The organism is Pseudomonas sp. PDM03 (assembly GCF_014852385.1).
Taxonomy (GTDB): Bacteria; Pseudomonadota; Gammaproteobacteria; order Pseudomonadales; family Pseudomonadaceae; genus Aquipseudomonas; species Aquipseudomonas migulae.
Genome location: NZ_JACVBM010000001.1, coordinates 1,015,910 through 1,039,620, shown reverse-complemented (window position 1 = coordinate 1,039,620; position 23,711 = coordinate 1,015,910). Strand labels below are relative to the sequence as shown.

22 protein-coding genes are annotated in these 23,711 nt (G+C 60.9%); 9 read left to right on the top strand and 13 right to left on the bottom strand.

All coding sequences use genetic code 11. The annotated features are described in order from the left end of the window. Positions 1 to 16: 16 nt before the first annotated feature. From IB254_RS04655 to IB254_RS04635, 5 genes are all read right to left on the bottom strand, one after another. Positions 17 to 1,036 carry a branched-chain amino acid aminotransferase gene (locus IB254_RS04655; protein ID WP_008034076.1) on the bottom strand — a complete coding sequence of 340 codons (1,020 nt, stop codon included), beginning with the start codon at positions 1,034 to 1,036 and terminating at the stop codon, positions 17 to 19. A 241-nt stretch (positions 1,037 to 1,277) separates the two neighbouring features. Further along, on the bottom strand, positions 1,278 to 2,660 hold the full coding sequence (gene lpdA / locus IB254_RS04650) for a dihydrolipoyl dehydrogenase (RefSeq protein WP_192416574.1): 1,383 nt from the start codon (positions 2,658 to 2,660) through the stop codon (positions 1,278 to 1,280). Between the two features lie 17 nt (positions 2,661 to 2,677). Continuing rightward, complete coding sequence (locus tag IB254_RS04645; RefSeq protein ID WP_192416573.1) at positions 2,678 to 3,949, bottom strand: dihydrolipoamide acetyltransferase family protein; 1,272 nt, start codon at positions 3,947 to 3,949, stop codon at positions 2,678 to 2,680. After that, positions 3,950 to 5,008, bottom strand: coding sequence for an alpha-ketoacid dehydrogenase subunit beta (locus IB254_RS04640; RefSeq protein WP_008040031.1), 1,059 nt, complete (start codon positions 5,006 to 5,008; stop codon positions 3,950 to 3,952). A 1-nt stretch (position 5,009) separates the two neighbouring features. Next, on the bottom strand, positions 5,010 to 6,245 hold the full coding sequence (locus tag IB254_RS04635; protein WP_008034068.1) for a 3-methyl-2-oxobutanoate dehydrogenase (2-methylpropanoyl-transferring) subunit alpha: 1,236 nt from the start codon (positions 6,243 to 6,245) through the stop codon (positions 5,010 to 5,012). 186 nt (positions 6,246 to 6,431) lie between these two features. Between IB254_RS04635 and bkdR the strand changes: the two genes are divergently transcribed. Beyond that, the gene (gene bkdR / locus IB254_RS04630) at positions 6,432 to 6,920 is read left to right on the top strand and encodes a Bkd operon transcriptional regulator BkdR (protein ID WP_008034067.1); all 489 of its coding nucleotides are present in this window, start codon (positions 6,432 to 6,434) and stop codon (positions 6,918 to 6,920) included. A gap of 320 nt (positions 6,921 to 7,240) precedes the next feature. Here the strand turns inward: bkdR and IB254_RS04625 are convergent, their stop codons facing one another. Beyond that, positions 7,241 to 8,104, bottom strand: a complete 864-nt coding sequence (locus tag IB254_RS04625) for an MBL fold metallo-hydrolase (protein WP_192416572.1) — start codon at positions 8,102 to 8,104, stop codon at positions 7,241 to 7,243. Between the two features lie 160 nt (positions 8,105 to 8,264). Between IB254_RS04625 and IB254_RS04620 the strand changes: the two genes are divergently transcribed. The 5 genes from IB254_RS04620 (at position 8,265) to IB254_RS04600 (ending at position 15,513) form a co-directional block, all read left to right on the top strand. Further along, positions 8,265 to 9,071: a sulfite exporter TauE/SafE family protein gene (locus IB254_RS04620; protein WP_192416571.1), complete on the top strand. Its 807-nt coding sequence runs from the start codon at positions 8,265 to 8,267 to the stop codon at positions 9,069 to 9,071. A 175-nt stretch (positions 9,072 to 9,246) separates the two neighbouring features. Beyond that, positions 9,247 to 10,431, top strand: coding sequence for a porin (locus tag IB254_RS04615; RefSeq protein ID WP_192416570.1), 1,185 nt, complete (start codon positions 9,247 to 9,249; stop codon positions 10,429 to 10,431). 493 nt (positions 10,432 to 10,924) lie between these two features. Then, positions 10,925 to 12,088: a nitric oxide-sensing protein NosP gene (gene nosP, locus IB254_RS04610; protein ID WP_192416569.1), complete on the top strand. Its 1,164-nt coding sequence runs from the start codon at positions 10,925 to 10,927 to the stop codon at positions 12,086 to 12,088. Beyond that, the gene (nahK, locus tag IB254_RS04605) at positions 12,018 to 14,651 is read left to right on the top strand and encodes a hybrid sensor histidine kinase/response regulator NahK/ErcS' (RefSeq protein ID WP_192416568.1); all 2,634 of its coding nucleotides are present in this window, start codon (positions 12,018 to 12,020) and stop codon (positions 14,649 to 14,651) included. Before nosP ends, nahK begins: the two co-directional genes overlap by 71 nt. Before the next feature lie 79 nt (positions 14,652 to 14,730). Then, on the top strand, positions 14,731 to 15,513 hold the full coding sequence (locus IB254_RS04600) for a hypothetical protein (RefSeq protein WP_192416567.1): 783 nt from the start codon (positions 14,731 to 14,733) through the stop codon (positions 15,511 to 15,513). On the opposite strand, the gene IB254_RS04595 is transcribed toward IB254_RS04600, so the two are convergent. From IB254_RS04595 to IB254_RS04570, 6 genes are all read right to left on the bottom strand, one after another. Further along, positions 15,510 to 16,175, bottom strand: coding sequence for a response regulator transcription factor (locus IB254_RS04595; protein WP_084320911.1), 666 nt, complete (start codon positions 16,173 to 16,175; stop codon positions 15,510 to 15,512). The genes IB254_RS04600 and IB254_RS04595 overlap by 4 nt on opposite strands. Positions 16,176 to 16,231: 56 nt before the next feature. After that, entirely contained in the window at positions 16,232 to 16,789 is a 558-nt protein-coding gene (locus IB254_RS04590) for a PQQ-dependent catabolism-associated CXXCW motif protein (protein WP_192416566.1), read from the bottom strand. 202 nt (positions 16,790 to 16,991) lie between these two features. Beyond that, positions 16,992 to 17,801: an ABC transporter permease gene (locus IB254_RS04585; RefSeq protein WP_192416565.1), complete on the bottom strand. Its 810-nt coding sequence runs from the start codon at positions 17,799 to 17,801 to the stop codon at positions 16,992 to 16,994. Beyond that, positions 17,798 to 18,529 carry an ABC transporter ATP-binding protein gene (locus IB254_RS04580; protein WP_192416564.1) on the bottom strand — a complete coding sequence of 244 codons (732 nt, stop codon included), beginning with the start codon at positions 18,527 to 18,529 and terminating at the stop codon, positions 17,798 to 17,800. The genes IB254_RS04585 and IB254_RS04580 overlap by 4 nt, the downstream gene beginning before the upstream one ends. Then, the gene (locus tag IB254_RS04575; protein WP_192416563.1) at positions 18,526 to 19,485 is read right to left on the bottom strand and encodes a YVTN family beta-propeller repeat protein; all 960 of its coding nucleotides are present in this window, start codon (positions 19,483 to 19,485) and stop codon (positions 18,526 to 18,528) included. Before IB254_RS04575 ends, IB254_RS04580 begins: the two co-directional genes overlap by 4 nt. Positions 19,486 to 19,514: 29 nt before the next feature. Further along, positions 19,515 to 20,699: an ABC transporter substrate-binding protein gene (locus IB254_RS04570; RefSeq protein ID WP_192416562.1), complete on the bottom strand. Its 1,185-nt coding sequence runs from the start codon at positions 20,697 to 20,699 to the stop codon at positions 19,515 to 19,517. A 157-nt stretch (positions 20,700 to 20,856) separates the two neighbouring features. Here IB254_RS04570 and IB254_RS29645 point away from each other — a divergent pair, with 157 nt between their 5' ends. Genes IB254_RS29645 through IB254_RS04560 form a run of 3 tightly spaced genes read left to right on the top strand, consistent with a single transcriptional unit; the run spans position 20,857 to position 22,879 of the window. Continuing rightward, positions 20,857 to 20,979 carry a hypothetical protein gene (locus IB254_RS29645; RefSeq protein WP_008024888.1) on the top strand — a complete coding sequence of 41 codons (123 nt, stop codon included), beginning with the start codon at positions 20,857 to 20,859 and terminating at the stop codon, positions 20,977 to 20,979. 2 nt (positions 20,980 to 20,981) lie between these two features. Then, entirely contained in the window at positions 20,982 to 22,244 is a 1,263-nt protein-coding gene (locus IB254_RS04565; protein WP_192416561.1) for a histidine kinase, read from the top strand. After that, positions 22,241 to 22,879 (top strand): response regulator transcription factor, encoded by a 639-nt coding sequence (locus IB254_RS04560; protein ID WP_192416560.1) that lies wholly within the window; start codon positions 22,241 to 22,243, stop codon positions 22,877 to 22,879. Before IB254_RS04565 ends, IB254_RS04560 begins: the two co-directional genes overlap by 4 nt. A 119-nt stretch (positions 22,880 to 22,998) precedes the next feature. On the opposite strand, the gene IB254_RS04555 is transcribed toward IB254_RS04560, so the two are convergent. Further along, positions 22,999 to 23,631, bottom strand: a complete 633-nt coding sequence (locus tag IB254_RS04555; protein WP_192416559.1) for a pentapeptide repeat-containing protein — start codon at positions 23,629 to 23,631, stop codon at positions 22,999 to 23,001. Positions 23,632 to 23,711 lie beyond the last annotated feature (80 nt).

The following is a 23,711-nucleotide window of genomic DNA, read 5'->3' as shown; positions in this document are numbered from 1 at the left end:
TGCAGCAGAGGTCAGATCAAACCTTGACGATCCAGCCTGCTGGCGCTTCGATCTCACCGGTTTGCACACCGGTCAGCTCTTTGTAGAGCTTCTGGGTGACCGGGCCGACTTCGGTTTCGCTGTGGAACACGTGCAGGTGGTCGTTGTAGCTGATACCGCCGATCGGGGTGATCACGGCAGCCGTACCGCAAGCGCCGGCTTCCTTGAAGTCGGACAGCTTGTCGATGAACACGTCACCTTCAACCACTTCCAGGCCCAGACGCGTCTTGGCCAATTCGATCAACGACAGACGGGTGATGCCCGGCAGCACCGACGGCGAGTTCGGGGTGACGAACTTGTTGTCGTGGGTGATCCCGAAGAAGTTGGCCGAACCGACTTCTTCGATTTTGGTGTGGGTCATCGGGTCCAGGTAGATGCAGTCGGCAAAATGCGCCTTCTTGGCCTGGGAACCAGGCATCAGGCTGGCGGCGTAGTTGCCACCGACCTTGGCTGCGCCGGTGCCTTGTGGGGCGGCACGGTCGTAGCTGGAGATCAGGAAGTTGTGCGGGGTCAGGCCACCTTTGAAGTAAGCGCCGACCGGGATGCAGAAGATCGAGAAGATGAACTCGGGTGCGGTACGCACGCCGATGTTGTCACCCACGCCGATCACGAACGGGCGCAGGTACAGCGCGCCGCCGGTGCCGTAAGGCGGGATGAAACGCTCGTTGGCGCGGACCACTTCCTTGCACGCTTCGATGAACTGCTCGGTCGACACATGCGGCATCAGCAGGCGGGCGCAGCTGCGCTGCATGCGGGCGGCGTTCTGGTCCGGGCGGAACAGGTTGATCGAACCGTCCTTGCAACGGTAGGCCTTCAGGCCTTCGAAGCATTGCTGGCCATAGTGAAGGGCAGTCGAGCCTTCGCTGATGTGCAGCACATTGTCTTCGGTCAGGGTGCCTTTGTCCCACTCGCCATTACGCCAGTGCGACAGATAGCGCTTGTCTGTCTTGATGTAATCAAAACCCAGCTTGTCCCAATTGATGCTTTCGTTACCCATGACACCCTCTATCACTTAACAACCGTCGAAACGGTTCAAGGCTTCTGACGTTTTTTGGATGGGGACAACAATACTTCATTCCGGGCCTAAATCGCAGCCCGGACTATCGGAAGACAGACAGATAAATTGTGTTGGCCTCAAGAAATCGCTAGCAGGCTAGCTCCCACAGGAGAACGCATTCCAAAGTGGGAGCTAGCCTGCTAGCGATGGGGCCATCTCTGCCGCCATCCATTGTTCTGAATTACAGGTGCAACGCATGCCCCAACGCACGCAACGCCGCTTCCTGGACGGCTTCGCCCAAGGTCGGATGCGCATGGATGGTGCCGGCGATGTCTTCCAGCCGGGCGCCCATTTCCAGGCTTTGGCCAAACGCGGTCGACAATTCCGAAACACCCACGCCAACGGCCTGCCAGCCAACAATCACGTGATTGTCCCGACGAGCGACCACTCGCACGAAGCCACTTTTCGATTCCAGCGTCATCGCCCGGCCATTGGCCGCGAACGGGAAGCTTGAAACGATGCAGTCCAGGCCTGCTGCCTTGACCTCGTCCGGGGTCTTGCCGACCACCACCAGTTCCGGGTCGGTGAAGCACACGGCAGCGATAGCCGTCGGGTTGAACTCGCGGGTTTTACCGCTGATCAGCTCGGCCACCATCTCGCCCTGAGCCATGGCCCGGTGCGCAAGCATCGGTTCACCGCTGAGGTCGCCGATGGCGTAGACGTTGCGCATGCTGGTCTGGCAACGGTTGTCGATCTTGATCGCCGAGCCGTTCATGTCCAGATTCAGCGCTTCGAGGTTCCAGCCCTGGGTGTTGGGTTTGCGGCCAACGGCGACCAGTACCTGATCGGTTTCCAGGTTCAGGGTTTCGCCGTTCGGTTCCAGAACCTGCAATGTATTGTTATTAGAATCAAAGCCTTGGACGCTGTGCTTCAAGTAAAGCTTCACGCCGAGTTTTTTCAATTCATCATGAACAGGCTGGGTCAGTTCAGCGTCGTAGGCCGGCAGGATGCGATCCTGCGCCTCGACCACGCTGACGTCGGCGCCGAGCTTGCGATAGGCAATCCCCAGTTCCAGACCGATGTAACCGCCACCGACCACCACCAGCCGTTTCGGTACCGATGTGGGTGCCAAGGCTTCGGTGGAGGAGATGATCGGCCCGCCAATCGGCAGCATCGGCAGGTTCACGCTTTTCGAACCGGTGGCCAGCACCAGGTGTTCGCACTGAATACGCGTGTCGCCGACTTCTACGGTTTTACCATCGATAACTTTCGCAAAACCTTGAATAACCTGGATTTTGTTCTTTTTCAGCAGCGCCGAAACGCCAGTGGTCAGGCGATCAACGATGCCGTCCTTCCACTCGACGCTTTTGCTGATATCGAGGGTCGGCGCCGAGACGCTGATGCCCAACGCAGAATGTTTGCTGTGGTGCTGCGTCTGGTGGAACTGCTCGGCAACGTGGATCAGCGCCTTTGACGGAATGCAGCCGATGTTCAGGCAGGTACCGCCCAACGATTCGCCTTCCACCAGAATGGTCGAGATGCCCAGCTGACCGGCACGGATCGCCGTCACATAACCGCCAGGACCGCCGCCGATGATCAGCAGCGTGGTGTTCAAAATCTGCATGCCCTGCTCCATTAAAATCAGTCCACAAACAGGGTGGCGGGTTGTTCGAGCAAGCCACGAACGGCCTGGATGAATTGCGCCGCGTCCATGCCATCGACCACGCGGTGATCGAAGGAGCTGGAGAGGTTCATCATCTTGCGGATCACGATCTGGCCTTTGACCACCATCGGGCGTTCGACGATTTTGTTGACGCCGACAATCGCCACTTCCGGCAGGTTCAGCACCGGGGTGCTGACGATTCCGCCCAATGCGCCGAGGCTGGTCAGGGTGATGCTCGAGCCGGACAATTCATCGCGGCTGGCCTTGCCGTTACGTGCGGCGCTGGCCAAACGGGAGATTTCGGCGGTGTTGTCCCACAGGCTGCGGGCTTCGGCGTGACGCACCACGGGCACCATCAAACCGATGTCGGCTTGAGTGGCGATGCCCACATGCACCGCGCCGAGGCGGGTAATGACCTGGGCTTCGTCGTCGTAACGGGCGTTGATCTGCGGGAAGTCGCGCAGGGCGACGACCAGGGCGCGGACCAAAAATGGCAACAGGGTCAGCTTGCCACGGGTCGCACCGTGTTTTTCGTTCAGGTGCGCACGCAGTTCTTCCACGGCCGTGACGTCGATTTCTTCGACATAACTGAAGTGGGCGGCGCGCTGGGTGGCGTCCTGCATGCGCTGGGCGATCTTGCGGCGCATGCCGATCACCGGGATCTGTTCTTCGTCGTTGCGCTGGGCGTAAGCGGCGGTGGCGGTCGTTGCATTCGACTGACCTTGCGCCAGATAGGCGTCCAGGTCTTCGTGCAGCACGCGACCGGCAGGGCCGGTGCCACGCACCAGGCGCAATTGAATGCCGAGGTCCAGCGCATGTTTGCGCACGGCCGGGGAGGCCAGCGGACGCTCGTCGGCTTCGCGAGCCACCATCGGGCCCTGGCAGACGGCCGCTCGCGGCGCTGCGGCAGGTGCCGGTTTGGTTGCTGCAACAGCTTCGACTTTGGGTGCCGGCGCTTCTTTCGCGGCAGCAACCGCAGGCTGGGCCGACTCTTTAACGTTGCCCGCGCCTTCGACTTCAATGCTGATCAGGATGCTGCCAACCGCCATGACTTCGCCGGGCACGCCGCCCAGCGCAATCACCTTGCCGTGCACCGGCGAAGGGATGTCGACCATCGCCTTGTCGGTCATGACATCGGCCAGCACCTGATCCTCGACGACCATGTCGCCGACTTTGACGTGCCATACCGACAGTTCAACTTCTGCAATGCCTTCACCAATGTCCGGCATTTTAATAACGTGCGTGCCCATTCAGACCTCCATAACCCGATGCAAAGCCGCGCCCACTCGGGACGGACCAGGGAAATACGCCCACTCTTGCGCGTGCGGGTAGGGGGTGTCCCAACCGGTGACGCGTTCGATCGGCGCTTCCAGGTAGTGGAAGCAGTGCTCTTGCACCAGGGCAGCCAGTTCGGCACCGAAACCGCAAGTGCGGGTCGCTTCGTGAACGATCACGCAACGGCCGGTTTTCTTCACCGACTTGGTGATGGTTTCCAGGTCCAGCGGCCACAGGCTGCGCAGGTCGATGACTTCAGCGTCGATCCCGCTTTCTTCAGCGGCGACTTGCGACACATAAACGGTGGTGCCGTAAGTCAGGATGGTCACGTCCTTGCCCGGACGGGTGATGGCGGCGACGTCCAGCGGCACGGTGTAGTAACCGTCCGGGACTTGCGCGGCCGGGTGTTTCGACCATGGCGTGACCGGACGTTCGTGGTGACCATCGAACGGGCCGTTGTACAGGCGTTTTGGCTCCAGGAAGATCACCGGGTCATCGTTTTCGATGGAGGCGATCAGCAGGCCTTTGGCGTCGTACGGGTTGGACGGCATCACCGTGCGCAAGCCGCAGACTTGGGTAAACATCGCCTCGATACTCTGGCTGTGCGTCTGGCCACCGTAGATGCCGCCGCCGCAAGGCATGCGCAGGGTCATCGGGGCGGTGAACTCGCCGGCCGAGCGATAACGCAGGCGGGCGGCTTCGGAAATGATCTGGTCCGACGCCGGGTACACGTAGTCGGCGAACTGGATCTCGGCCACCGGACGCAAACCGTAGGCGCCCATGCCCACGGCAACACCTACGATGCCGCTTTCGGAGATCGGCGCATCGAACACGCGGGAGGTGCCGTACTTGTTCTGCAAGCCTTCGGTGCAACGGAACACGCCGCCGAAGTAGCCAACGTCCTGACCAAACACCACGACGTTGTCGTCACGTTCAAGCATCACATCCATGGCCGAGCGCAGGGCCTGGATCATGGTCATGGTGGTCGTGGTCATGGCGGTTTCCGGTTGAATATTGTTGTTGTGATCGTTCATGTCAGATCCCCAACTCTTGACGCTGGCGCTTCAAGTGCTCCGGCATCTCTTTATAGACGTCTTCGAACATGGTCGCGGCGCTCGGAATCTGGCCGCCGGCGAGGGTGCCGTACTGCTCGGCTTCTTTCTGCGCGGCGATGACTTCGGCTTCCAGTTCGGCGCTGACGGCGACGTGTTCCTCTTCGGACCAGTGACCGATTTTCACCAGGTGCTGCTTCAGGCGCGCAATCGGATCGCCCAACGGGAAGTGGCTCCAGTCGTCGGCAGGACGGTATTTGGACGGATCATCGGAGGTCGAGTGCGGGCCGGCGCGGTAGGTGACCCATTCGATCATGGTCGGGCCAAGGTTGCGGCGGGCGCGCTCGGCGGCCCAGGCGGAAGCGGCGTAGACCGCGTAGAAATCGTTACCGTCGACGCGCAGGGAGGCGATGCCGCAACCGACGCCACGACCGGCGAACGTAGTGGCTTCACCACCGGCAATCGCCTGGAAGGTGGAGATGGCCCATTGGTTGTTGACCACGTTGAGGATCACCGGCGCGCGGTACACGTGGGCGAAGGTCAGGGCGGTGTGGAAGTCCGACTCGGCAGTGGCGCCGTCGCCGATCCAGGCCGAGGCGATTTTGGTATCGCCCTTGATCGCCGAGGCCATGCCCCAGCCGACAGCCTGGACGAATTGGGTGGCGAGGTTGCCGGAAATGGTGAAGAAACCGGCTTCCTTGACCGAGTACATGATCGGCAACTGACGGCCCTTGAGCGGATCGCGCTCGTTGGACAGCAATTGGCAGATCAGGTCCACCAGCGGCACTTCACGTGCCATCAGGATGCTTTGCTGGCGGTAGGTCGGAAAGCACATGTCGTCGATGTTCAAGGCCAGGGCCTGGGCGCTGCCGATGGCTTCTTCGCCAAGGCTTTGCATGTAGAACGACATTTTTTTCTGACGCTGGGCGACCACCATGCGGTTGTCGTAGATCCGCGTCTTGAGCATGGCGCGCATGCCTTTACGCAGGATCTCCACCGGTACGCCTTCGGCCCACGGGCCCAGGGCATTGCCCTGATCGTCGAGCACGCGAATCAGGCCGCGGGCCAGGTCGGCCGTGTCGGCGGGTTCAACGTCGATTGGGGGTTTGCGCACCGTGCCGGCATCGGTCAGATGCAGGTAGGAGAAGTCGGTTTTACAGCCTGGACGGCCCGAGGGTTCAGGGACGTGCAGGCGCAGCGGTTCATACGCTTGGTTCATGGCTTCTACGCTCGATCTTGTGAATTTCTTGTAGTGAGCTGACCGTCATTCCACGTGTTATGGAAATCTTGTCCTACAAACATCATAGGCCCGGCGCAGGAGAATATTTATCTGTGTTTCGTTGCGTTGGTGGTCATTTGAGGTTAAAAAATCTGCATAAACAAAAATAACAGGTGGTTTTTTCTCATGCGCAAATTGGACCGTACCGATATCGGCATTCTCAACAGCCTTCAGGAGAACGCGCGCATCACCAACGCCGACCTCGCACGCTCGGTGAATCTGTCGCCGACGCCGTGCTTCAACCGGGTCAAGGCGATGGAAGAATTGGGATTGATTCGCGAACAAGTGACGCTGCTGGACGCCGACCTGTTGGGGCTGCATGTGAATGTGTTCATTCATGTCAGCCTGGAGAAGCAGGTGGAGGAGGCGTTGCAGCATTTCGAGGAAGCGATCTCGGATCGTCCGGAAGTGATGGAGTGCTATCTGATGGCGGGTGATCCGGATTATCTGATCCGGGTGCTGGTGCCGACCATTCAGTCGCTGGAGCGCTTCATGATGGACTTCCTCACCAAAGTGCCAGGTGTGGCGAACATCCGCTCAAGCTTTGCGCTCAAGCAAGTGCGCTATAAAACCGCGCTGCCGTTGCCGGCGAATGGATTGACCCTGACCAATTGACCTGCCCCCCCAAAACAACACAAAACCTGTAGGAGCCGGCTTGCTGGCGATGGCGGCGCATCAGCCACCATCATTGTTGCATGACACACCGTTATCGCCAGCAAGCCGGCTCCTACAGTTATTTGGTGGGGGCGGGTTGGTGCGGCACCGCGCAATTGTGGGAGCTTGGCTTGCCGGCGATTGCTATTCCGAAGCCGCTATCGCCAGCAAGCCGGCTCCTACAGGTTTTGTGGTGGGGGCGGGTTGGTGCGGCACCGTGCAATTGTAGGAGCCTGGCTTGCCAGCGATGGCGGCTTCGGGATCGCCATCGTCAGCAAGAGTCAGAGTTTGTTCAGGGGGATTTTCAGGTAGGTGATGCCGTTTTCTTCGGGCGGTGGCAAATTCCCGGCTCGTACGTTGACCTGAATCGCCGGCAACAACAGCGTCGGCATGCCCAGTCCCGCATCGCGCCGGGTGCGCATAGCGACGAATGCCGCTTCGTCGATGCCGTCATGGATGTGGATATTGCTCTTGCGCTGCTCGCCCACCGTGGTCTGGCACTGGGGCTTGCGATTTTCAGGCGGATAGTCGTGGCAAACGTAAAGCCGCACGCTGGCCGGAAACGCCAGCAGCTTCTGGATCGAGGCGAACAGTTGATTGGCATTCCCACCGGGAAAGTCGCAGCGTGCAGTGCCGACATCCGGCATGAACAACGTATCGCCCACCAGAATGACACTGCTGTCGATCAAATAGGCCATGTCCGCCGGCGTGTGACCGGGCACGTGCAGCGCCGTGGCCTTGAGGTTGCCGATCATGAACGATTCGTCGGGGGCAAACAGGTGATCGAACTGCGAACCGTCCACGGCAAATTCCGGTTCAAGGTTGAACAGGCCTTTGAACACGCCCTGCACCTTGCTGATCGACTGACCAATCGCAATCCTGCCGCCCAGCTCCCGACGCAGATAAGGCGCGGCAGACATATGATCGGCGTGGGCGTGGGTTTCCAGCAGCCATTGCACTTGCAACTGATGTTCACCCACGAAGGCGATGATTTTATCGGCCTGGGTGGTGGCGGTGCGCCCGGCGGCGGGATCGTAGTCGAGCACCGGGTCGACGATTGCACACTGGCCACCGTCGGCCTCGTAAACGACGTAACTGTAGGTCGATGAGGCGGGGTCGAGGAAGGCTTCAATCAAGGCGGGCATGGTGGCCGTTTCTTTTGGGACAGGTGTTCAGGGTAGTTTCATTTTCCCTGCGCTGACCAGCCCCGATCAATTCAATGCAGGAAAAAAGCTGCGCGGGCTCTATCCTGTCAGTCATCGATACCGGGCGTTCCCGGCTCTTCTCATGGATCACGAGCGTTTTATGTTGCTGGCAAGTTTTTTTGGTGTGGCCATGGGCCTGGTCCTCGGATTGACCGGCGCCGGTGGCGGCATTCTTGCGGTTCCGGCCCTGGTGCTGGGGTTGGGTTTGACCATGACACAAGCGGCCCCCGTTGCATTGTTTGCGGTGGGCAGCGCGGCGGCGGTCGGGGCCGTCGATGGGTTGCGCCATGGCCTGGTGCGTTATCGCGCGGCGTTGTTGATCGCCTTGCTGGGGGCGATTTTTTCCCCGGTCGGCATCTACTTTGCCCATCAACTGCCGGAAAAAATCCTGATGATTCTGTTCAGCCTGCTGATGGTCATGGTGGCCTGGCGGATGCTGCGCCGTGAGCGCCATGAAGAAGGGCCGAGCGATCACGGCCATGCCAACTGGGGCCAGAAAAACTGCATGCTCGATCAACAGACCGGGCGCTTTTCCTGGACCGCCAAATGCACCGCAACCCTGGCCGCACTCGGCGCGGTGACCGGCGTGGTCTCCGGGTTGCTCGGGGTCGGCGGCGGGTTTCTGATTGTCCCGGCGTTCAAGCAACTGACCGATGTGCAGATGCGCGGGATCGTCGCGACGTCCTTGATGGTCATCAGCCTGATTTCTGCCATCGGCGTGATTGGTGCATTTCATGCCGGGGTGCGGATCGATGGTCTGGGCGTGTCGTTCATCGTCGCGAGCGTCATCGGCATGATCGTTGGCCGACAGTTGTGCGCCCGAGTCCCGGCCCGGGCCCTGCAGATCGGCTTCGCCAGCCTCTGCGTGGTGGTCGCGGCCTACATGCTGTTCAAGGCCGGCGTCTAGGCGTCTTACACCTTAAGTTCCGGGCCCTCGTCGTGGCCCGGTCTTACACCCAACTTGCTGCACTCCACCGGCCACGCCAAAGCACTTCAAAACCACCCCCAAGGCAGCGTATGACGCCGCCGGTCCGCTTTCGATAATCGCCTCCGACATCCAGTCCCCCGCTGCGGAGCGCGTCATGCACAACAATAAGAATTTCAAGCACCGTTACTTGCCAGCCTTCATCGCCAGCCTGTCGACCCTGGGTTTGAGCTCAATGGCCGAAGCCGAAATCATGCTGTACGACAAGGACCAGACCACGTTTTCCACCGATGGCTACATCAACGCCTTCTATGTGAACAGCGACGTCGACCGTGCCGGCGAGCAGTTCGACCGTCGACAGGCGCGGGTGAAAATGGGCTTTTTGCCCAACTACCTGGGCTTCAACATGGGCAAGCAGGTCGACGACCTCAAGCTCGGTGCCCGGGCGTCGTTCTGGGTGACCATCAACGACAGCGAAACCAACGGCACCGACACCGCCATCGACGTGCGGCAGTTCTACGGCACAGTGGCCAACCCGGAATGGGGCGAAGTGCTGATCGGCAAGGACTTCGGTCTGTTTGCCCGTTCCAACATTCTGCTCGATGAGTTGCTGGCCGGTTACGGCCAGGTCAGCGACACGCTCGGGTTGGTGGATGGCGGCGGGGTGTCGTTCGGCAACATCGGCAGCGGCTATCCGTACCCGTTCCCGACGTCGCAGATCACTTACCGAACCCCGGTGATGGACGGCTTGCGAGTCGCGGTCGGGATCATGGACCCGGTGGACACCAACGACAGCAGCGCGACCGGCAAGGCCTATCAGGAAAACCCGCGCACCGAGAGCGAGATCACTTACCAGTTCGACCTTGCCGGGGCGAAGATTTACAGCTGGGTCAACGGCAGCTACCAGACTTCGGACAACACCGATTCCACGATTCAGTCAGTGACCTCCAAAGGTTTGGGTTATGGCGTGCAGGCGAAAATGGGCGGTTTGTCATTGACCGGTTCCGGATTCCAGGCGAAGGGCATCAACCCGTTTTTCACCAACAACGCCGGCGAACCGACGCTGCGTAATGTCGACAGCGACGGCTACCTGTTGCAGGGCTCGTACAAGCTGGGCAAAAACCGCCTGGCCTTGTCCTACGGCAAGACCAAGGACGACGGCAACGGCGTGGTGGGCAGCGGCGCGGACTATGAGACTCGCGGCATTGCGCTGTTCCATGACGTAAACGACAACCTGAAACTGGTGGCCGAGTACAACCAGTTCGAAATCAATGGCCACCAAACCAGCGCGCAAAACGAAGACACCGACACCTTCGCGGTGGGGGCGGTGTTGACCTGGTAACCCCCAATCCCTTGTAGGAGCCGGCTTGCTGGCGATGGCGGACTGTCAGTCACCATCATTGTTGCCTGACCCACCGCCATCGCCAGCAAGCTGGCTCCTACAGGTTTTGTGTCATGGCAGAAAGCGGCGCGCCGGGCGCGGATTTGTAGGAGCCGGCTTGCCGGCGATAGCGGCGCATCAGTCACCATCATTGTTGTCTGACCTACCGCTATCGCCAGCAAGCCGGCTCCTACAGGTTTTGTGTGATGGCAGACAATGGAACGCCGGACGCGGAATTGTAGGAGCCGGCTTGCCGGCGATAGCGGCGCATCAGTCACCATCATTGTTGTCTGGCCTACCGCTATCGCCAGCAAGCCGGCTCCTACAGGTTTTGTGGTGTTTGCTGGAACTCTCATCCCATCGAAGCGCCTGACCGCTACCCAAGTAGCATACGTCGCCGACCGCTGCCTTCGTACACTCCAACCTCACACATGCGCACCTGCGGGAGGCGACGATGCAGCAGGTTCAGAGCGACGGGGTCGTCAGTGCGATGTCCCAGGCGACCGATGCCGAGCAGGTGGCCCAGGAGTTGGCGCGGCAGTTGTTGCATCCACATTTGGGCTTTGTGCTGTTTTTCTGCTCCGCCGAGTACGACTTGCAGGCGCTGGGCCAAGCCTTGCAGCAGAGCTTTGGCGGTATCCGTCTGGTCGGTTGCACCAGCGCCGGGGAAATCACCCCGCTGGGTTACGGGCGCAACTGCGTGACGGCGGTGGGTTTCGACCATCGGCATTTTTCCATCGATGCCGAATTGATCGACGAGATGGAGCGTTTCAGCCTGATCGACGCCCAGCAAATGGTCGAGCGACTGGTCAGTGGTTGTCGCAGCAACACCCTGGCGCCGATCAAGGGCAATAGCTTCGCCCTGACCTTGCTCGATGGTTTGTCCAGCCGTGAAGAAATGGTGCTCGCGGCGTTGAGCGCGGCGCTGGGTGACATTCCGCATTTCGGTGGCTCGGCCGGCGACGACAATTACCTGACCCACACCCACGTTTACTTCGGCGGCGAGTTCCACAGCGGCGCGGCGGTGGTGGTGCTGGTCAACACCTGGCTCGACTTCGAAGTCTTCACCACCCACCACATCCTGCCGAGGGCGGAAAAACTGGTGGTCACTGGCGCCGACAGTGCCTCGCGCCGGGTCTTCGAACTGAATGCCGAACCGGCCGCCGAGGAGTACGCCAGGCACATCGGCGTGCCCGTGGCTGAACTCGATCATCGGATCTTCGCCGCCCACCCGCTGGCAGTGCGGATCAACGATCAGTATTACGTGCGGGCCATCCAGCAGGTGCACCCGGACTTGAGCCTGAGTTTCTACTGTGCCGTGGAAAACGGCATCGTCCTCACCGTCATGACCCCAGGGCCGATGCTGCCCAATCTGCAAACCCTGTTCGACGGTTTGCAGGAGCGCCTCGGTGACCTGTTGCTGACCATCGGCTGCGACTGTTTTCTCAGGCGCCTGGAACTGGAAGACGGCGGCAATCTGGAGCAGATCGGCAGGTTTTTGCGCGACCAGCGGGTGATGGGTTTCAACACCTACGGAGAACAGTTCAATGGCATGCACATCAACCAGACCTTCACCGGGGTTGCCATTGCCCGAGGCCGCTCCCCTGGACATCGCTGAGCTTGCGGCTCAAGTCGCCAGCCTGCGGCACGAAAACCACAAATTGCAGCGCATCAATGCTGCGCTGATCGAACGGATCGAGTCCGGCATCACCCGCGGCAACGACCCGTACGCGGCGTTCCAGCATTCGGTGGTGCTGGCCGAACAGGTACGTGAGCGCACCGATGCCTTGAACCAGGCTATGGCTGAACTGAAGTCAGGCAATCACTTGCTCAGCGAAGCACGTCTGCGCGCGGAAACCGCGCATCAACACCTGATCGACGCGATCGAGAGCATTTCCGACGCCTTTGTATTGTTCGACGCAGAGCAGCGGATCGTGCTGTTCAACAGCCGCTTCAAGGCGTTCTGGGGTAACAGCCGGGTGCGAATCAACGCCGGCATGCGCCTGGTCGAGGTCAAGCGGCTGATGCTGTCCACCGGCCTGTTCACCGAAGAACCGCGCGGGCAGGCCGACGAGAACCTGCTGTTCCGCTTGCAGGACGGTCGCTGGCTGCAAGTCAGCGAACGGCCGACCCAGGAAGGCGGGCGGGTGATTCTGTTCACGGACATCACCGACGTCAAACTCAGTGAAACCGTGCGCCGCGAGCAGGCCGTGGCGCAGAAATCGCATTTGTTGCAACGGGCCGTGGACAACCTGTCCCAAGGCGTGGCGATGGTCAACGCCGAGGGCATTCTGGAGTTGTGGAACCGGCGCTTCCTGGAACTCAGTGGCCTGGCGCCGGTGGCGGCGCATCGACCGTTCGCCGAAGTGATCGCCGACAGCGAGTTGAACCTGCTGACCCCGGCCAGCCGCGACGGCAACGGGCGCCCGGTGCGGGAATGCGAGCAGCGACTGTACGATGGCCGGGTCCTGGAAATCCGCACGCATCCGCTGCCCACCGGCGGCTTCGTCAACACCTTCACCGACATCACCGAACGCTACCAGCACGCCGAAGCGCTGAGCGAAAGCGAGCGCTGGATTCGCCTGATCACCGACCATGTACCGGCGCTGATCGCTTACCTCAATGCCGATCTGGTCTACGAGTTCACCAACAAGGTCTACGAAGAATGGTACTGCTGGCCACGCGGCGTGATGCTCGGGCAGAGCCTGCGCGAAGTGCACAGCGAGCAGCATTACCAGCGCCTGGAAGCCTATGTGGCGCGGGCGTTGGCCGGTGAGAGCGTGACGTTCGAGTTCGCCGAAACCAACATCAACAACCAGGAGCGCTACATGTTGCGCTCCTACGTGCCCAATCGGCTGGCAACTGGCGAAGTGGTGGGGATTTTCGTGTTGATCCGCGACATCACCGAACGCCGCCGCACGGCCGAGGCGTTGCACCAGGCCTATCAGAACCTTGAACTGCGGGTGCGCGAACGTACGGCGGAACTGACGACCCTCAATGACCAGTTGCTGCGCGAGATCGACGAACGTCGGCGAGTTGAGTCACGCCTGCGCGAGGCCAAGCTTGAAGCCGAGCAGGCCAACCTGTCGAAGACCAAGTTTCTTGCCGCCGTCAGCCATGACTTGCTGCAACCGCTGAATGCCGCGCGCCTGTTTACCAGCGCCTTGCTCGAACGCCGGGAGCCGCTGGCCAACGAGATTCTGGTGCGCAACGTCAGCAATTCCCTGGAAGACGTGGAGAATCTGCTCGGCACGCTGGTCGACATTTCCAAACTCGATGCCGGGGTGATCAAAGCCGACATTGCGCCGTTCGCCTTGAGCGAGTTGCTGGAAAACCTCGCCGCCGAGTACACCCAGGTCGCGCGTAGCGAAGGGCTTGAGCTGCATTTCATCGGGTGTTCGGCGCTGGTGCGCAGCGACATTCAGTTGCTTGCGCGGATCTTGCGCAACCTGTTGAGTAACGCGATTCGCTACACCTACAGCGGCCGCGTGGTGCTCGGTTGTCGGCGGCATCATCAGCGGCTGTCGATCGAGGTCTGGGACAGCGGCATGGGCATCGCCGAAAACCGTCTGGAAGAGATTTTCCAGGAATTCAAACGCGGTGATGTGCAACGTCCGGATCAGGATCGCGGGTTGGGGCTGGGGCTGGCAATCGTCGAGAAAATTGCCGGGATTCTCGGGCACCGCATTCACGTGCGTTCGTGGCCGGGCAAGGGCTCGGTGTTTTCCGTCGAGGTGCCTTTGAGCGCGACGGCACCCAAGGCACTGCCGAGCCTGTTGATGAGTGAGCCGATGCTCGAACGTCTGCGCGGTGCACGGGTATGGGTGCTGGACAACGATGCGGCGATTTGTGCCGGCATGCGCACCTTGCTCGAAGGCTGGGGTTGTCTGGTAGTGACGGCGCTGTCGGAGCAGGATTTGGCGCGGCAAGTGGACAATTATCACGCCGAGGCGGATTTGCTGATTGCCGATTACCACCTGGATGACGATCAGAACGGCGTGGATGCCGTGGCGCGGATCAACGCCCGGCGCGGCTCAGCCATTCCGGCGATGATGATCACCGCCAACTACAGCAATGAGCTCAAATTGCAGATTCGAGAGCTGGGGCACACCTTGATGCATAAGCCGGTGCGGCCGATGAAACTGAAGACGGCGATGAGTCATTTGCTCGGCAGACCTTGAGATATTTGTTGATGTTGAGGGCCTCATCGCCAGCAAGCCGGCTCCTGCAGGGGATCGCGTTGTTCCTGTAGGAGCCGGCTTGCTGGCGATTTGCTCGGCCGGCCTTGAGATATTTGTTGATGTTGAGGGCCTCATCGCCGGCAAGCCGGCTCCTACAGGGGATTGCGTTGTTCTTGTAGGAGCCGGCTTGCTGGCGATTTGCTCGGCCGGCCTTGAGATTTTTGTTGATGTTGAGGGCCTCATCGCCGGCAAGCCGGCTCCTGCAGGGGATCGCGTTGTTCCTGTAGGAGCCAGCTTGCTGGCGATTTGCTCGGCAGACCTTGAGATATTTGTTGATGTTGAGGGCCTCATCGCCGGCAAGCCGGCTCCTACAGGGGATCGCGTTGTTCCTGTAGGAGCCAGCTTGCTGGCGATTTGCTCGGCAGACCTTGAGATATTTGTTGATGTTGAGGGCCTCATCGCGGGCAAGCCGGCTCCTACAGGGGATTGCGTTGTTCTTGTAGGAGCCAGCTTGCTGGCGATTTGCTCGGCAGGCCTTGAGATTTTTGTTGATGCTGAGGGCCTCATCGCCGGCAAGCCGGCTCCTACAGAGGATCGCGTTGTTCCTGTAGGAGCCAGCTTGCTGGCGATTTGCTTGGCCGGCCTTGAGATTTTTGTTGATGTTGAGGGCCTCATCGCCAGCAAGCCGGCTCCTACAGGGGGTTGCGTTGTTCCTGTAGGAGCCAGCTTGCTGGCGATTTGCTCGGCAGGCCTTGAGATTTTTGTTGATGTTGAGGGCCTCATCGCCAGCAAGCCGGCTCCTACAGGGGATCGTTGTTCCTGTAGGAGCCGGCTTGCTGGCGATGGGCGCGACGCGGTTTAACGTCGTAGATAAGAGCCGAAATCAATATCCCCGGCACTCAGGATCGCCTGCACCCGATTGTGCACATTGAGTTTGCGCAAGATCGCCGAAACGTGGGCCTTGACCGTGGTTTCAGCGATTTCCAGGGTGTAGGCGATCTGTTTGTTCGACTCGCCTTTGGTCATGCGCTCCAGCACCAGCAACTGTTTGCGGGTCAGGGCCTGGAGCAGTTCAGGCGGGAAGCTCGGGGTGTCGTTCATCCGGCGGTGGGTGCCGCTTTTCTGCGTGCGGATGATGTCCGGCGGCAGGTAGACGTTGCCATTGAGAATCTGCTGGATCGCCTCGGTCATCTGCACCCGTGGCGAGGACTTGGTGATGAAACCCACCGCGCCATAGGTGATGGCTTGCAGCACGATCTGCTTGTCCTGTTCCGCCGAGACAATCACCACTGGAATGGTCGGCGCCTCGTTGCGCAGGTTGATCAGGCCATTGAGGCCGTGCATGCCGGGCATGTTCAGGTCGAGCAGGATCAGGTCCAGGTCGTCGTGGTCCTGAGTCAGCGCCAGGGCGCTGTCGAGGTCGGCGGTTTCCATGACCTCGCTGCCCGGGAATCCATCGCTGATGACGTTATGAATGGCTTCGCGAAACAGCGGGTGATCGTCGGCAATCAGAATTTTGTACATAGCCTTTCACCTCATTATTTTGATTATGGTGTGGCAACAACACGCACGCGTAAAGGTCAGGGAAAAGGTTCGGGCAGGGCGGGTGTCACGGGCAGGTTCGCCGCTTGCCAGGCATCCAGGCCATCGCGATACCAATACAGAGTCTTATAGCCCATGGCGGCGGCGCGTTTGACCGCATTCCAGCTCAACCAGCAATCGGACCGGCAGTAAAAGACCAGCGGTTGCCGGGGATCGCCGGCGGTGAATTTTTGCAGATTGCGCGTGAAGTATTCCTGCCAGTCGGGTGTCAGGTCGCCGTCGCCGGTGTTGGCCAGCCAGTGGCTGCCGGGCAGGTTTTCGTGGGGCTGGTCTTCGATGAAACGCCCTTGCAGCCATTGGCGGCGATAGACATCGATCAGCACCGGGCGAGGCGTCTGGGTGAGCAGGGTTTGCAGGGCGGCGGTGTCGATGATGGCGGCACCCTCCACCTGGTTCGGCGTGGGGCTGCGGTACAGGCCGATGCGGTAGCCATCAGCAGAGAACAGCGGTGTTTCGGCGTGTGCGACGCCCAGCAACAGGCTCAGCGAAAACACAGCGAGGGAAGGGCGCAGCAGAACACGTCGGGCACGCGGCATGGGTTCAGTCCTTATAGTTATGAGCCCATTACATGCCAGTCGCGGTGCGTTGGGAATGCGACGATAGACAGGGAAACCAGTACTAAAGTAGTAATTTTGGTGAGATCAACCGTAGGAGCCGGCTTGCCTGACGCACCGCGTTGCATTGATCGCCGGCAAGCCGGCTCCTACAGTTTGAGGTTGTCCACGCGATAACGGCAGATCACATCCCTTGTAGGAGCCGGCTGGATTTGCGCAGGGCGGCGTGTTGGGGGTTGAAGGTGAGGACTGCCAGTAGCGAGAACAACAGCGTCAGGCCGATGCATACGGCCAATGCCAACGGGTTGAAGCGCTCGTACAAGGCAAACCGCACCAGTTCCACTGCATGCGTAAACGGGTTCACGGCGCACAGCCAATACAACCACTCGCTCGACTCGCGCATCTTCCACAGCGGGTACAGCGCCGACGACAGGAAAAACAGCGGGAAGATCACGAAATTCATCACCCCGGCAAAGTTCTCCAACTGGCGGATCGCGTTCGACAGCAACAACCCCAACGCACTGAGCATCAACGCCACCAGCAGCAACGCCGGCAAGGCGATCAACAGGCCCATGGCCGGGGGCTGCACGCCGTACACCCAGGCAATCGCCAGAAAGGCATACACCTGCAACAGCGAAATCAGCGAGGTGGCCAACAGTTTGCTGCACAGCAGAAACGTGCGGGGCAAGGGACTGGTGAGCAGCACGCGCATGCTGCCCATCTCCCGGTCGTAGACCATCGACAGCGAACCTTGCATGCCGTTGAACAACAGGATCATGCAGGCCAGCCCCGGAATGATGTAGACCTCATACGGAATGTAGGTGTCGTAGGGCTCGATGATCGCGATGCCGAGTGCCGCGCGAAAACCGGCGGCGAACACCAACAACCACAGCAGCGGGCGTACCAGTGCACTGAGAAACCGCGTGCGCTGCAACACAAACCGCAGCCATTCACGCAGCACGATGCCGCTGAAACATTGCCAATACGCATTCATTGCACGGCTCCCGAGGTGGTCAAGCGAGCGAAGGCCGAGCCGAGATCGCCGCCGTGTTCCAGGCTCAGCGCATCGGCCTGGCCACTGGCGACCAAGCGCCCTTGATGGAGAATCAGCAAGTCATCGCTCGGCTGCACCTCGTCCAGCAAGTGCGTGGTCCAGAGCACGCTGAGGCGGTGCTCGCGGCACAAGCTGCGGATGTGTTGATTGAGCGCCAGGCGACTGGCCGGATCGAGGCCGACACTGGCCTCGTCGAGCAGCAACAGGCGTGGCTCATGCAGCAGCGCGCGAGCGATTTCCACCCGGCGACGATGGCCGCCATTCAGCTCGCGTACCCGCTCGCGACGGCGTTCGGTCAACGACTGACGGGCCAGTTCGGCATCGACCCGAATTGCGGTTTCACGCCGCGACATTCCGTGCAGCGCGGCGTGATAACGCAGGTTTTGCTCGACGCTGAGGTCCAGGTCCAGCGTACTTTGCTGAAACACCACACCCAATTGCTTGAGCGCCGGGCGCGGCGCATCCCGCAACGAACAAGCGCCGACACGGATATCACCGCGTTGCACATCGTACAGCCGGGTCAGCAAGGCAATCAGCGTCGATTTGCCGGCACCGTTCGGCCCCAGCAGCGCCGCAAAACGACCGGGCGCCAGGCTGAAACTCACTTGGCGCAACGCCTCCCGCGCGCCGTAGGCGAAACTCAGGTCGCTGACTTCCAGTGCGTTCATGGCGTCACCACCACGCCCCACGGATAGCGCCCGACCTTCACCGATTTGCTCACTTTGAGGCTGTCGATATCAATCACCGACACATCGCCGCTGACGCCATTGGTGGCCAGCAATTGCTTCTGATCCGGGGTGAATGCCATCTGCCACACGCGGCGGCCGACCAGCAGGTAATCGAGGATTTCGAAGGTTTTGGCATCGATCACCGCGACGTGGTTGGCCGGGCCCAGCGCGACGAAACCGTACTTGCCATCGGCGCTGAGTTTGATGCCCACCGGTTGCACCTTGTCCGGGTGCACGCCCTTGATCTGGAAGGTCAGGGTCTTGAGGACCTGCCGGGTGGCGGTGTCAAGAATGGTCACGGTGCCGCCGATTTCCGCCGAGGCCCACAACTGTTTGCCATCGGGTGCGAACTCGACGAAACGCGGGCGCTGATCCACCAGCGTGCTGTCGGCCAGGGTCTGGGTGCCGGTGTCGATCCAGTGCAGCATGTTGGTGGTTTCGCTGGTGTTCACCGCCCATTTGCCGTCCGGGCTGACGGCCATGCCTTCGGGCTCGACGCCGACGTTGATCTGGCTCAGCACCTTGGAGGTTTCGGTGTCGATCACCGTCACCAGCGCATCGTCCTCGTTGGAAACGTAGAGCCAGCGATTGTTCGGGTGCAGGGCGAATTGCTCGGGGTCCTTGCCCGAAGGCAGTTCCTTGATGATCTTGCGCGTGGCCACGTCCATCACCTGCACCCGGTCCGAATCGCTGGCGCAGATGTACAGCAGCTTGTTGTCGTGGGACAGCAACAGACCGCGTGGGCGCTGGCCGACGGGCAGGGTGTCGGTGACTTGCAGGGTCTGCATGTCGATCAGGCTGAGGCTGTTGTCTTTTTCGTTGGAGACCCAGGCGGTGCTGGCCGCGGCGTGCCCGGCAGCGAGCAACAGGGCGCATGAAAGCAGGATGCGGCGCATGGCGGATTCCTTATTGTTGTTGTGGAAAATCAGGGAAAGCGGCAGCTGACCTCGGGCTTGTCGTAACCGAGGCTGTCCATTTCGTTGAAGGGGTGCAGAAAGCCGTCCTGTGGCGAAGTGCTGACCAGCGCCCGCGGCTGCACGATGGGAATCGGCTGGCGCAACTGACCGTTCCACGGGCGATAACTGAGCTTGCGCCCCTTGAAGCCATCGAGCGGCAATTGGTCGCTGACTTCAAGGTTGCGGATCGCCACCGGATCGGTCTGACGCAGTTTGCTCACCGCGCTGGCGATGCTGCGCACGGCCATCCACGCGGCAAAGTCACGGTCGTTCATCCAGCGCCCGGCCATGGCTTCGAAGCGTTTCTGCAATTGCGCGGCGCCGTAGGTTTCCACGGTTTTGTGCCAGCCCACCGGGGTCAGGCCTTGAGTGCCGGCCACCGGGCGCGGATACCAGGTCTGGTAGGACACGTATTCGCCGAAGTCACCGCGTTCATCGGCCACCAGTACCACGTCGTACTCAGCGGTCTGGGTGAACAGCGGCATGTCGGCCTGGGCGCTGCGGCGTTGATCGTTATCGAAACTCCAGGCTTTTTCCGCCACCAGTTGCACGCCGAAGCGTTTCGCCGCTCGGCGCAGGGCGGCGGCATAGGCTTGATCGTCGGCGGTCGGGCCGACAATCAGCAGTGCCCGTTGCCATTTGCGCACCACCAGAAACTGCGCCAAGGCATCAGCGAGCATCGCCCGGCTTGGCAGCGTGTGCAGCACGTTCGGCAAGCAATCGGTGGTGCGCAGGCTGTCATCCGGGCTGCCGGCGTTGATCAGCAAACTGTCGGGCAGGGCGGCGCTGAGTTGCCGCAGGCTGGCCACCGGCGCGTTTACCACAAACAGACGCAGACCTTGCGCGTGTTGCGCCTTGGCCGCATCGAACAAGGCCTGCGGGTTGTCGACGTTGGCGTTGGCCAGGCTGTAACTGTGATTGAGAAAACGCCCGGTGCTGTTGCTGTCGGTGATCGCTAGTTCGGCGCCACGCAGGCCGGCATCGACAGGCTCGGGAATGATGTTCGACAGCAAGGGCCCCGGGTCGGGGCGATAACCCAGGTAACCGATCTGCACTTGCAGCGGTGCATCGGCCGCCTGACTTTGCGTCGCCAGCCCGGCGGCGCAGGCAATCGCCAACAGGTAGATCAGGGCGTAAGGGGCAAGCTGGCGCATAAGGCACTCCATCACGGGTAGCGCCAGCATAGGAAGCCTGAGGACGGGATGAAATATGCAGAAAGTACCAGTGAGGCAGTACCAAGGTAGTAACTCGTCGAGGGCGGCGCGGTTTTAGCATGGGCAACAACGGCCATCACTCTGAAGGAGATCGACCATGCGTATTCTCAAGGCGCTGCTCCTGCCGTTGCTGCTGATCCTCAGTCTGATCGGCGTCGACAAACTCCACGGCCCGCGCCCCGCGTCGCTGCTGGTGATGCCTGCGACACCGGGGCGCTAGGCGTGTCGGCCCTGTGGCGGATCAACCTCTGGGTCTGCGGATTTTTCGCGCTGGTCACTTTGGCGTGCATGGGCTTACTGGTGCACCAAGCGCTGGCGGATGTGGAGCGAGAGCTGCAATCCGCCGAGGCGGTGGTCGAGTACTTGAGCGAAACCGCCGCGCGCGATTCCGCCAGTCTGCAACCACGGTTGACGCAAAGTCTGCGTCACGTGCGGGTGCGCTGGCTCGAACCGGGCGAAGCGGCACAACCGCCAATGCAGGACGGGCTTGACGCCTGGCTCGGGCGATTGCTGTTTGCCGAGGCCAGGCACAGTGCGCGGGAGCTCGATCTGCAGGATGGCCGGCGTGTGCTGATTGCGGTCGACCCACGGGATGAAATCGATGAAGTCTGGGATTCCCTCCAGCAATTACTGAGCCTGTGTGGCCTGGCGTTGTTGTTGAGTCTGTTGACCATTCGCTGGGCCGTGCGCCGGGGCATGAGCCTGCTCGATGAGTTGCTGCGCGCATTGCGCCAGGTTTCCGGCGGCCAGCTCAAGGTGCGACTGCGCGCGCAAGGGATGCCGGAAGCGCGGCAACTGGCGGTGCACTTCAATCGCATGACCGAAGCACTGGAACAGGCGCGCGCCGACAACACGCAACTGACCCAGACCTTGCTGGCGGTGCAGGAACAGGAACGCACTCATCTGGCGCAGACCCTGCACGACGACCTAGGTCAATACCTGGCGGGGATTCGTGCGCAGGCCTGTCTGTTGCGGTTGGTCACCGACCAGCCGGACACCGTGGAGCGCACAGTGCGTGAGCTGGAACACAACTGCGAGCACCTGCAACAAGGGTTCAGAGCGCTGGTGCACGACCTTTATCCGGTGGTGTTGCAACACCTGCCGCTGGCCGAGGCTTTCGCGTTGCTGGTGGAGCAGTGGCAAGGCCGACAGGGTGTCGATTGTCAGTTGCGCGTCAGCGCTTCGTTGCCGCCATTGTCTGCGCCGGACAAGACCCATCTCTACCGCCTGTTGCAGGAAGCCTTGACCAACGTTGCCCGCCACGCCGCTGCCAGCGAAGTGCGGGTGCGCCTGCACCATCGTGGCGGGCAGTTGTGTTTGCTGATTCGTGACAATGGTTGCGGCGCACATCAACCGCAGCGGCCGGGTGTCGGTTTGTATTCGATGTTCGAGCGCGCCCGCAGTCTGGGCGGCGAGTTACGCATCATCAGCCACCCCGGCGCCGGTTGGGCGCTGGCCTTGAGCATGCCTTTGGAGGCGTCATGAATATTCTGCTGGTGGATGACCATGCGGTAGTCCGTCAGGGCTACGCGAGTTTGTTGCGCGCGTTGCTGCCGGCGATGGAAGTGCGTGAAGCCGCGACGGGTGAAGAAGCGCTGATCAGGGTTCAGGAGGCCGTGCCGAGTCTGGTGATCATGGATTTCGGCCTGCCGGGAATCAGCGGGCTGGAAACCACGCGCCGGTTGCGACAGCGTCTGCCACAACTGCGCGTGCTGTTTTTCAGCATGCACGATGAGCTGCCGCTGGTGCGCCAGGCACTGGAGGCGGGCGCTTCGGGTTACCTGACCAAAAGCTCGGCGCCCGAAGTGCTGATCGAGGCGGTGCGGCGGATTCTCGCGGGCCACGCCTACATCGAACAGCCCCTGGCCACTCAACTGGCGTGTCACCCGCAACAGGACGCCAGCGACCCGCGTTTGCAGAGCATGACCCAGCGTGAACTGGAGATTTTCGTGATGCTCGCCAAAGGCACTCCGGCCCGTGTGATTGCCGAGCAGCTGAGCATCAGCAGCAAGACCGTCTCCAATCACCTGACGTTGCTCAAGAGCAAATTGCAGGTGAGCTCCCATGCAGAGCTGGTGCATCTGGGGATTGATATGGGGGTGGTGCGAAAGGCGGGATAATCGAATTCACACATTCCCCTGTAGGAGCCGGCTTGCTGGCGATAGCGGTGTGTCAGTCAACATTTATTCTGACTGACACTCCGCTATCGCCAGCAAGCCGGCTCCTACAGGGGGAGGTGTTATTTATCCCACGTCGTCGGGCAACCGATGCAGCCATCCATATTCGCATCCTGAAAATTCGCATAATGCTGACGCGAGCCGCTGAGGTTTGCCTGCTTCAGGTTGCTTTCACCGAACTTGGCTTCCTGCAGATTGGCATCACTGAGATTCGCGCCTTTGAGGTCGGCCTTGCTCAACCAGGTCATTTCCAGGTCGGCCGCCCGCAGGTTGGCGTTGTGCAGTTTGGCGCCGGAGAGGCGGGCGAATTGCAGGTAGGCGCCGCTGAGGTTGGCGTCCTGAAACTGCGCACCCTGGGCGAACAAGCCCCAGCCCTGGACCGCCATCAACGTGGCACCGCTGAAGTCGGCCAGGCGCAGGTTGCTTTGTTGCAGGCTGGCGCGGGTCAGGTTGGCGCCTTGCAGTTGGGCTTTTTCCAGGTTGGCGAGGTCGAGGCGGGCGTGACGCAAGTCGGCGCCGCTGAGGTTCATGTTGCGCAGGTCTTGATTGCTCAGGTTGGCGCCTTTGAGATTGGCGCCGGGGCACTGGCTGTGTTCGGCGAGGGTGCAGCCGTTGATGAGCAGGGGGGCGTCGTCGCTGTCATCCGCGAAAACCGGAAGGGCAGCGATAAACAGCATTAGAGGTAGGTATTTCATGGCGGAGTTCTCGTTGTCTGGGAGGGCGTTATCGCCAGCAAGCCGGCTCCTACAGGTTGCGCACGTCTGTAGGAGCCGGC

Coding starts and splice junctions, on each gene's coding strand:
- IB254_RS04595 (WP_084320911.1), bottom strand. CDS start 16,175: ATGTACAAAATTCTGATTGCCGACGATCACCCGCTGTTTCGCGAAGCC.
- IB254_RS04580 (WP_192416564.1), bottom strand. CDS start 18,529: ATGAACGCACTGGAAGTCAGCGACCTGAGTTTCGCCTACGGCGCGCGG.
- IB254_RS04575 (WP_192416563.1), bottom strand. CDS start 19,485: ATGCGCCGCATCCTGCTTTCATGCGCCCTGTTGCTCGCTGCCGGGCAC.
- IB254_RS04645 (WP_192416573.1), bottom strand. CDS start 3,949: ATGGGCACGCACGTTATTAAAATGCCGGACATTGGTGAAGGCATTGCA.
- IB254_RS04560 (WP_192416560.1), top strand. CDS start 22,241: ATGAATATTCTGCTGGTGGATGACCATGCGGTAGTCCGTCAGGGCTAC.
- IB254_RS04620 (WP_192416571.1), top strand. CDS start 8,265: ATGTTGCTGGCAAGTTTTTTTGGTGTGGCCATGGGCCTGGTCCTCGGA.
- IB254_RS04570 (WP_192416562.1), bottom strand. CDS start 20,699: ATGCGCCAGCTTGCCCCTTACGCCCTGATCTACCTGTTGGCGATTGCC.
- IB254_RS04640 (WP_008040031.1), bottom strand. CDS start 5,008: ATGAACGATCACAACAACAATATTCAACCGGAAACCGCCATGACCACG.
- IB254_RS29645 (WP_008024888.1), top strand. CDS start 20,857: ATGCGTATTCTCAAGGCGCTGCTCCTGCCGTTGCTGCTGATCCTCAGT.
- IB254_RS04655 (WP_008034076.1), bottom strand. CDS start 1,036: ATGGGTAACGAAAGCATCAATTGGGACAAGCTGGGTTTTGATTACATC.
- IB254_RS04625 (WP_192416572.1), bottom strand. CDS start 8,104: ATGCCCGCCTTGATTGAAGCCTTCCTCGACCCCGCCTCATCGACCTAC.
- nahK (WP_192416568.1), top strand. CDS start 12,018: ATGGCATGCACATCAACCAGACCTTCACCGGGGTTGCCATTGCCCGAG.
- IB254_RS04585 (WP_192416565.1), bottom strand. CDS start 17,801: ATGAATGCGTATTGGCAATGTTTCAGCGGCATCGTGCTGCGTGAATGG.
- IB254_RS04615 (WP_192416570.1), top strand. CDS start 9,247: ATGCACAACAATAAGAATTTCAAGCACCGTTACTTGCCAGCCTTCATC.
- bkdR (WP_008034067.1), top strand. CDS start 6,432: ATGCGCAAATTGGACCGTACCGATATCGGCATTCTCAACAGCCTTCAG.
- IB254_RS04555 (WP_192416559.1), bottom strand. CDS start 23,631: ATGAAATACCTACCTCTAATGCTGTTTATCGCTGCCCTTCCGGTTTTC.
- lpdA (WP_192416574.1), bottom strand. CDS start 2,660: ATGCAGATTTTGAACACCACGCTGCTGATCATCGGCGGCGGTCCTGGC.
- IB254_RS04635 (WP_008034068.1), bottom strand. CDS start 6,245: ATGAACCAAGCGTATGAACCGCTGCGCCTGCACGTCCCTGAACCCTCG.
- IB254_RS04590 (WP_192416566.1), bottom strand. CDS start 16,789: ATGCCGCGTGCCCGACGTGTTCTGCTGCGCCCTTCCCTCGCTGTGTTT.
- nosP (WP_192416569.1), top strand. CDS start 10,925: ATGCAGCAGGTTCAGAGCGACGGGGTCGTCAGTGCGATGTCCCAGGCG.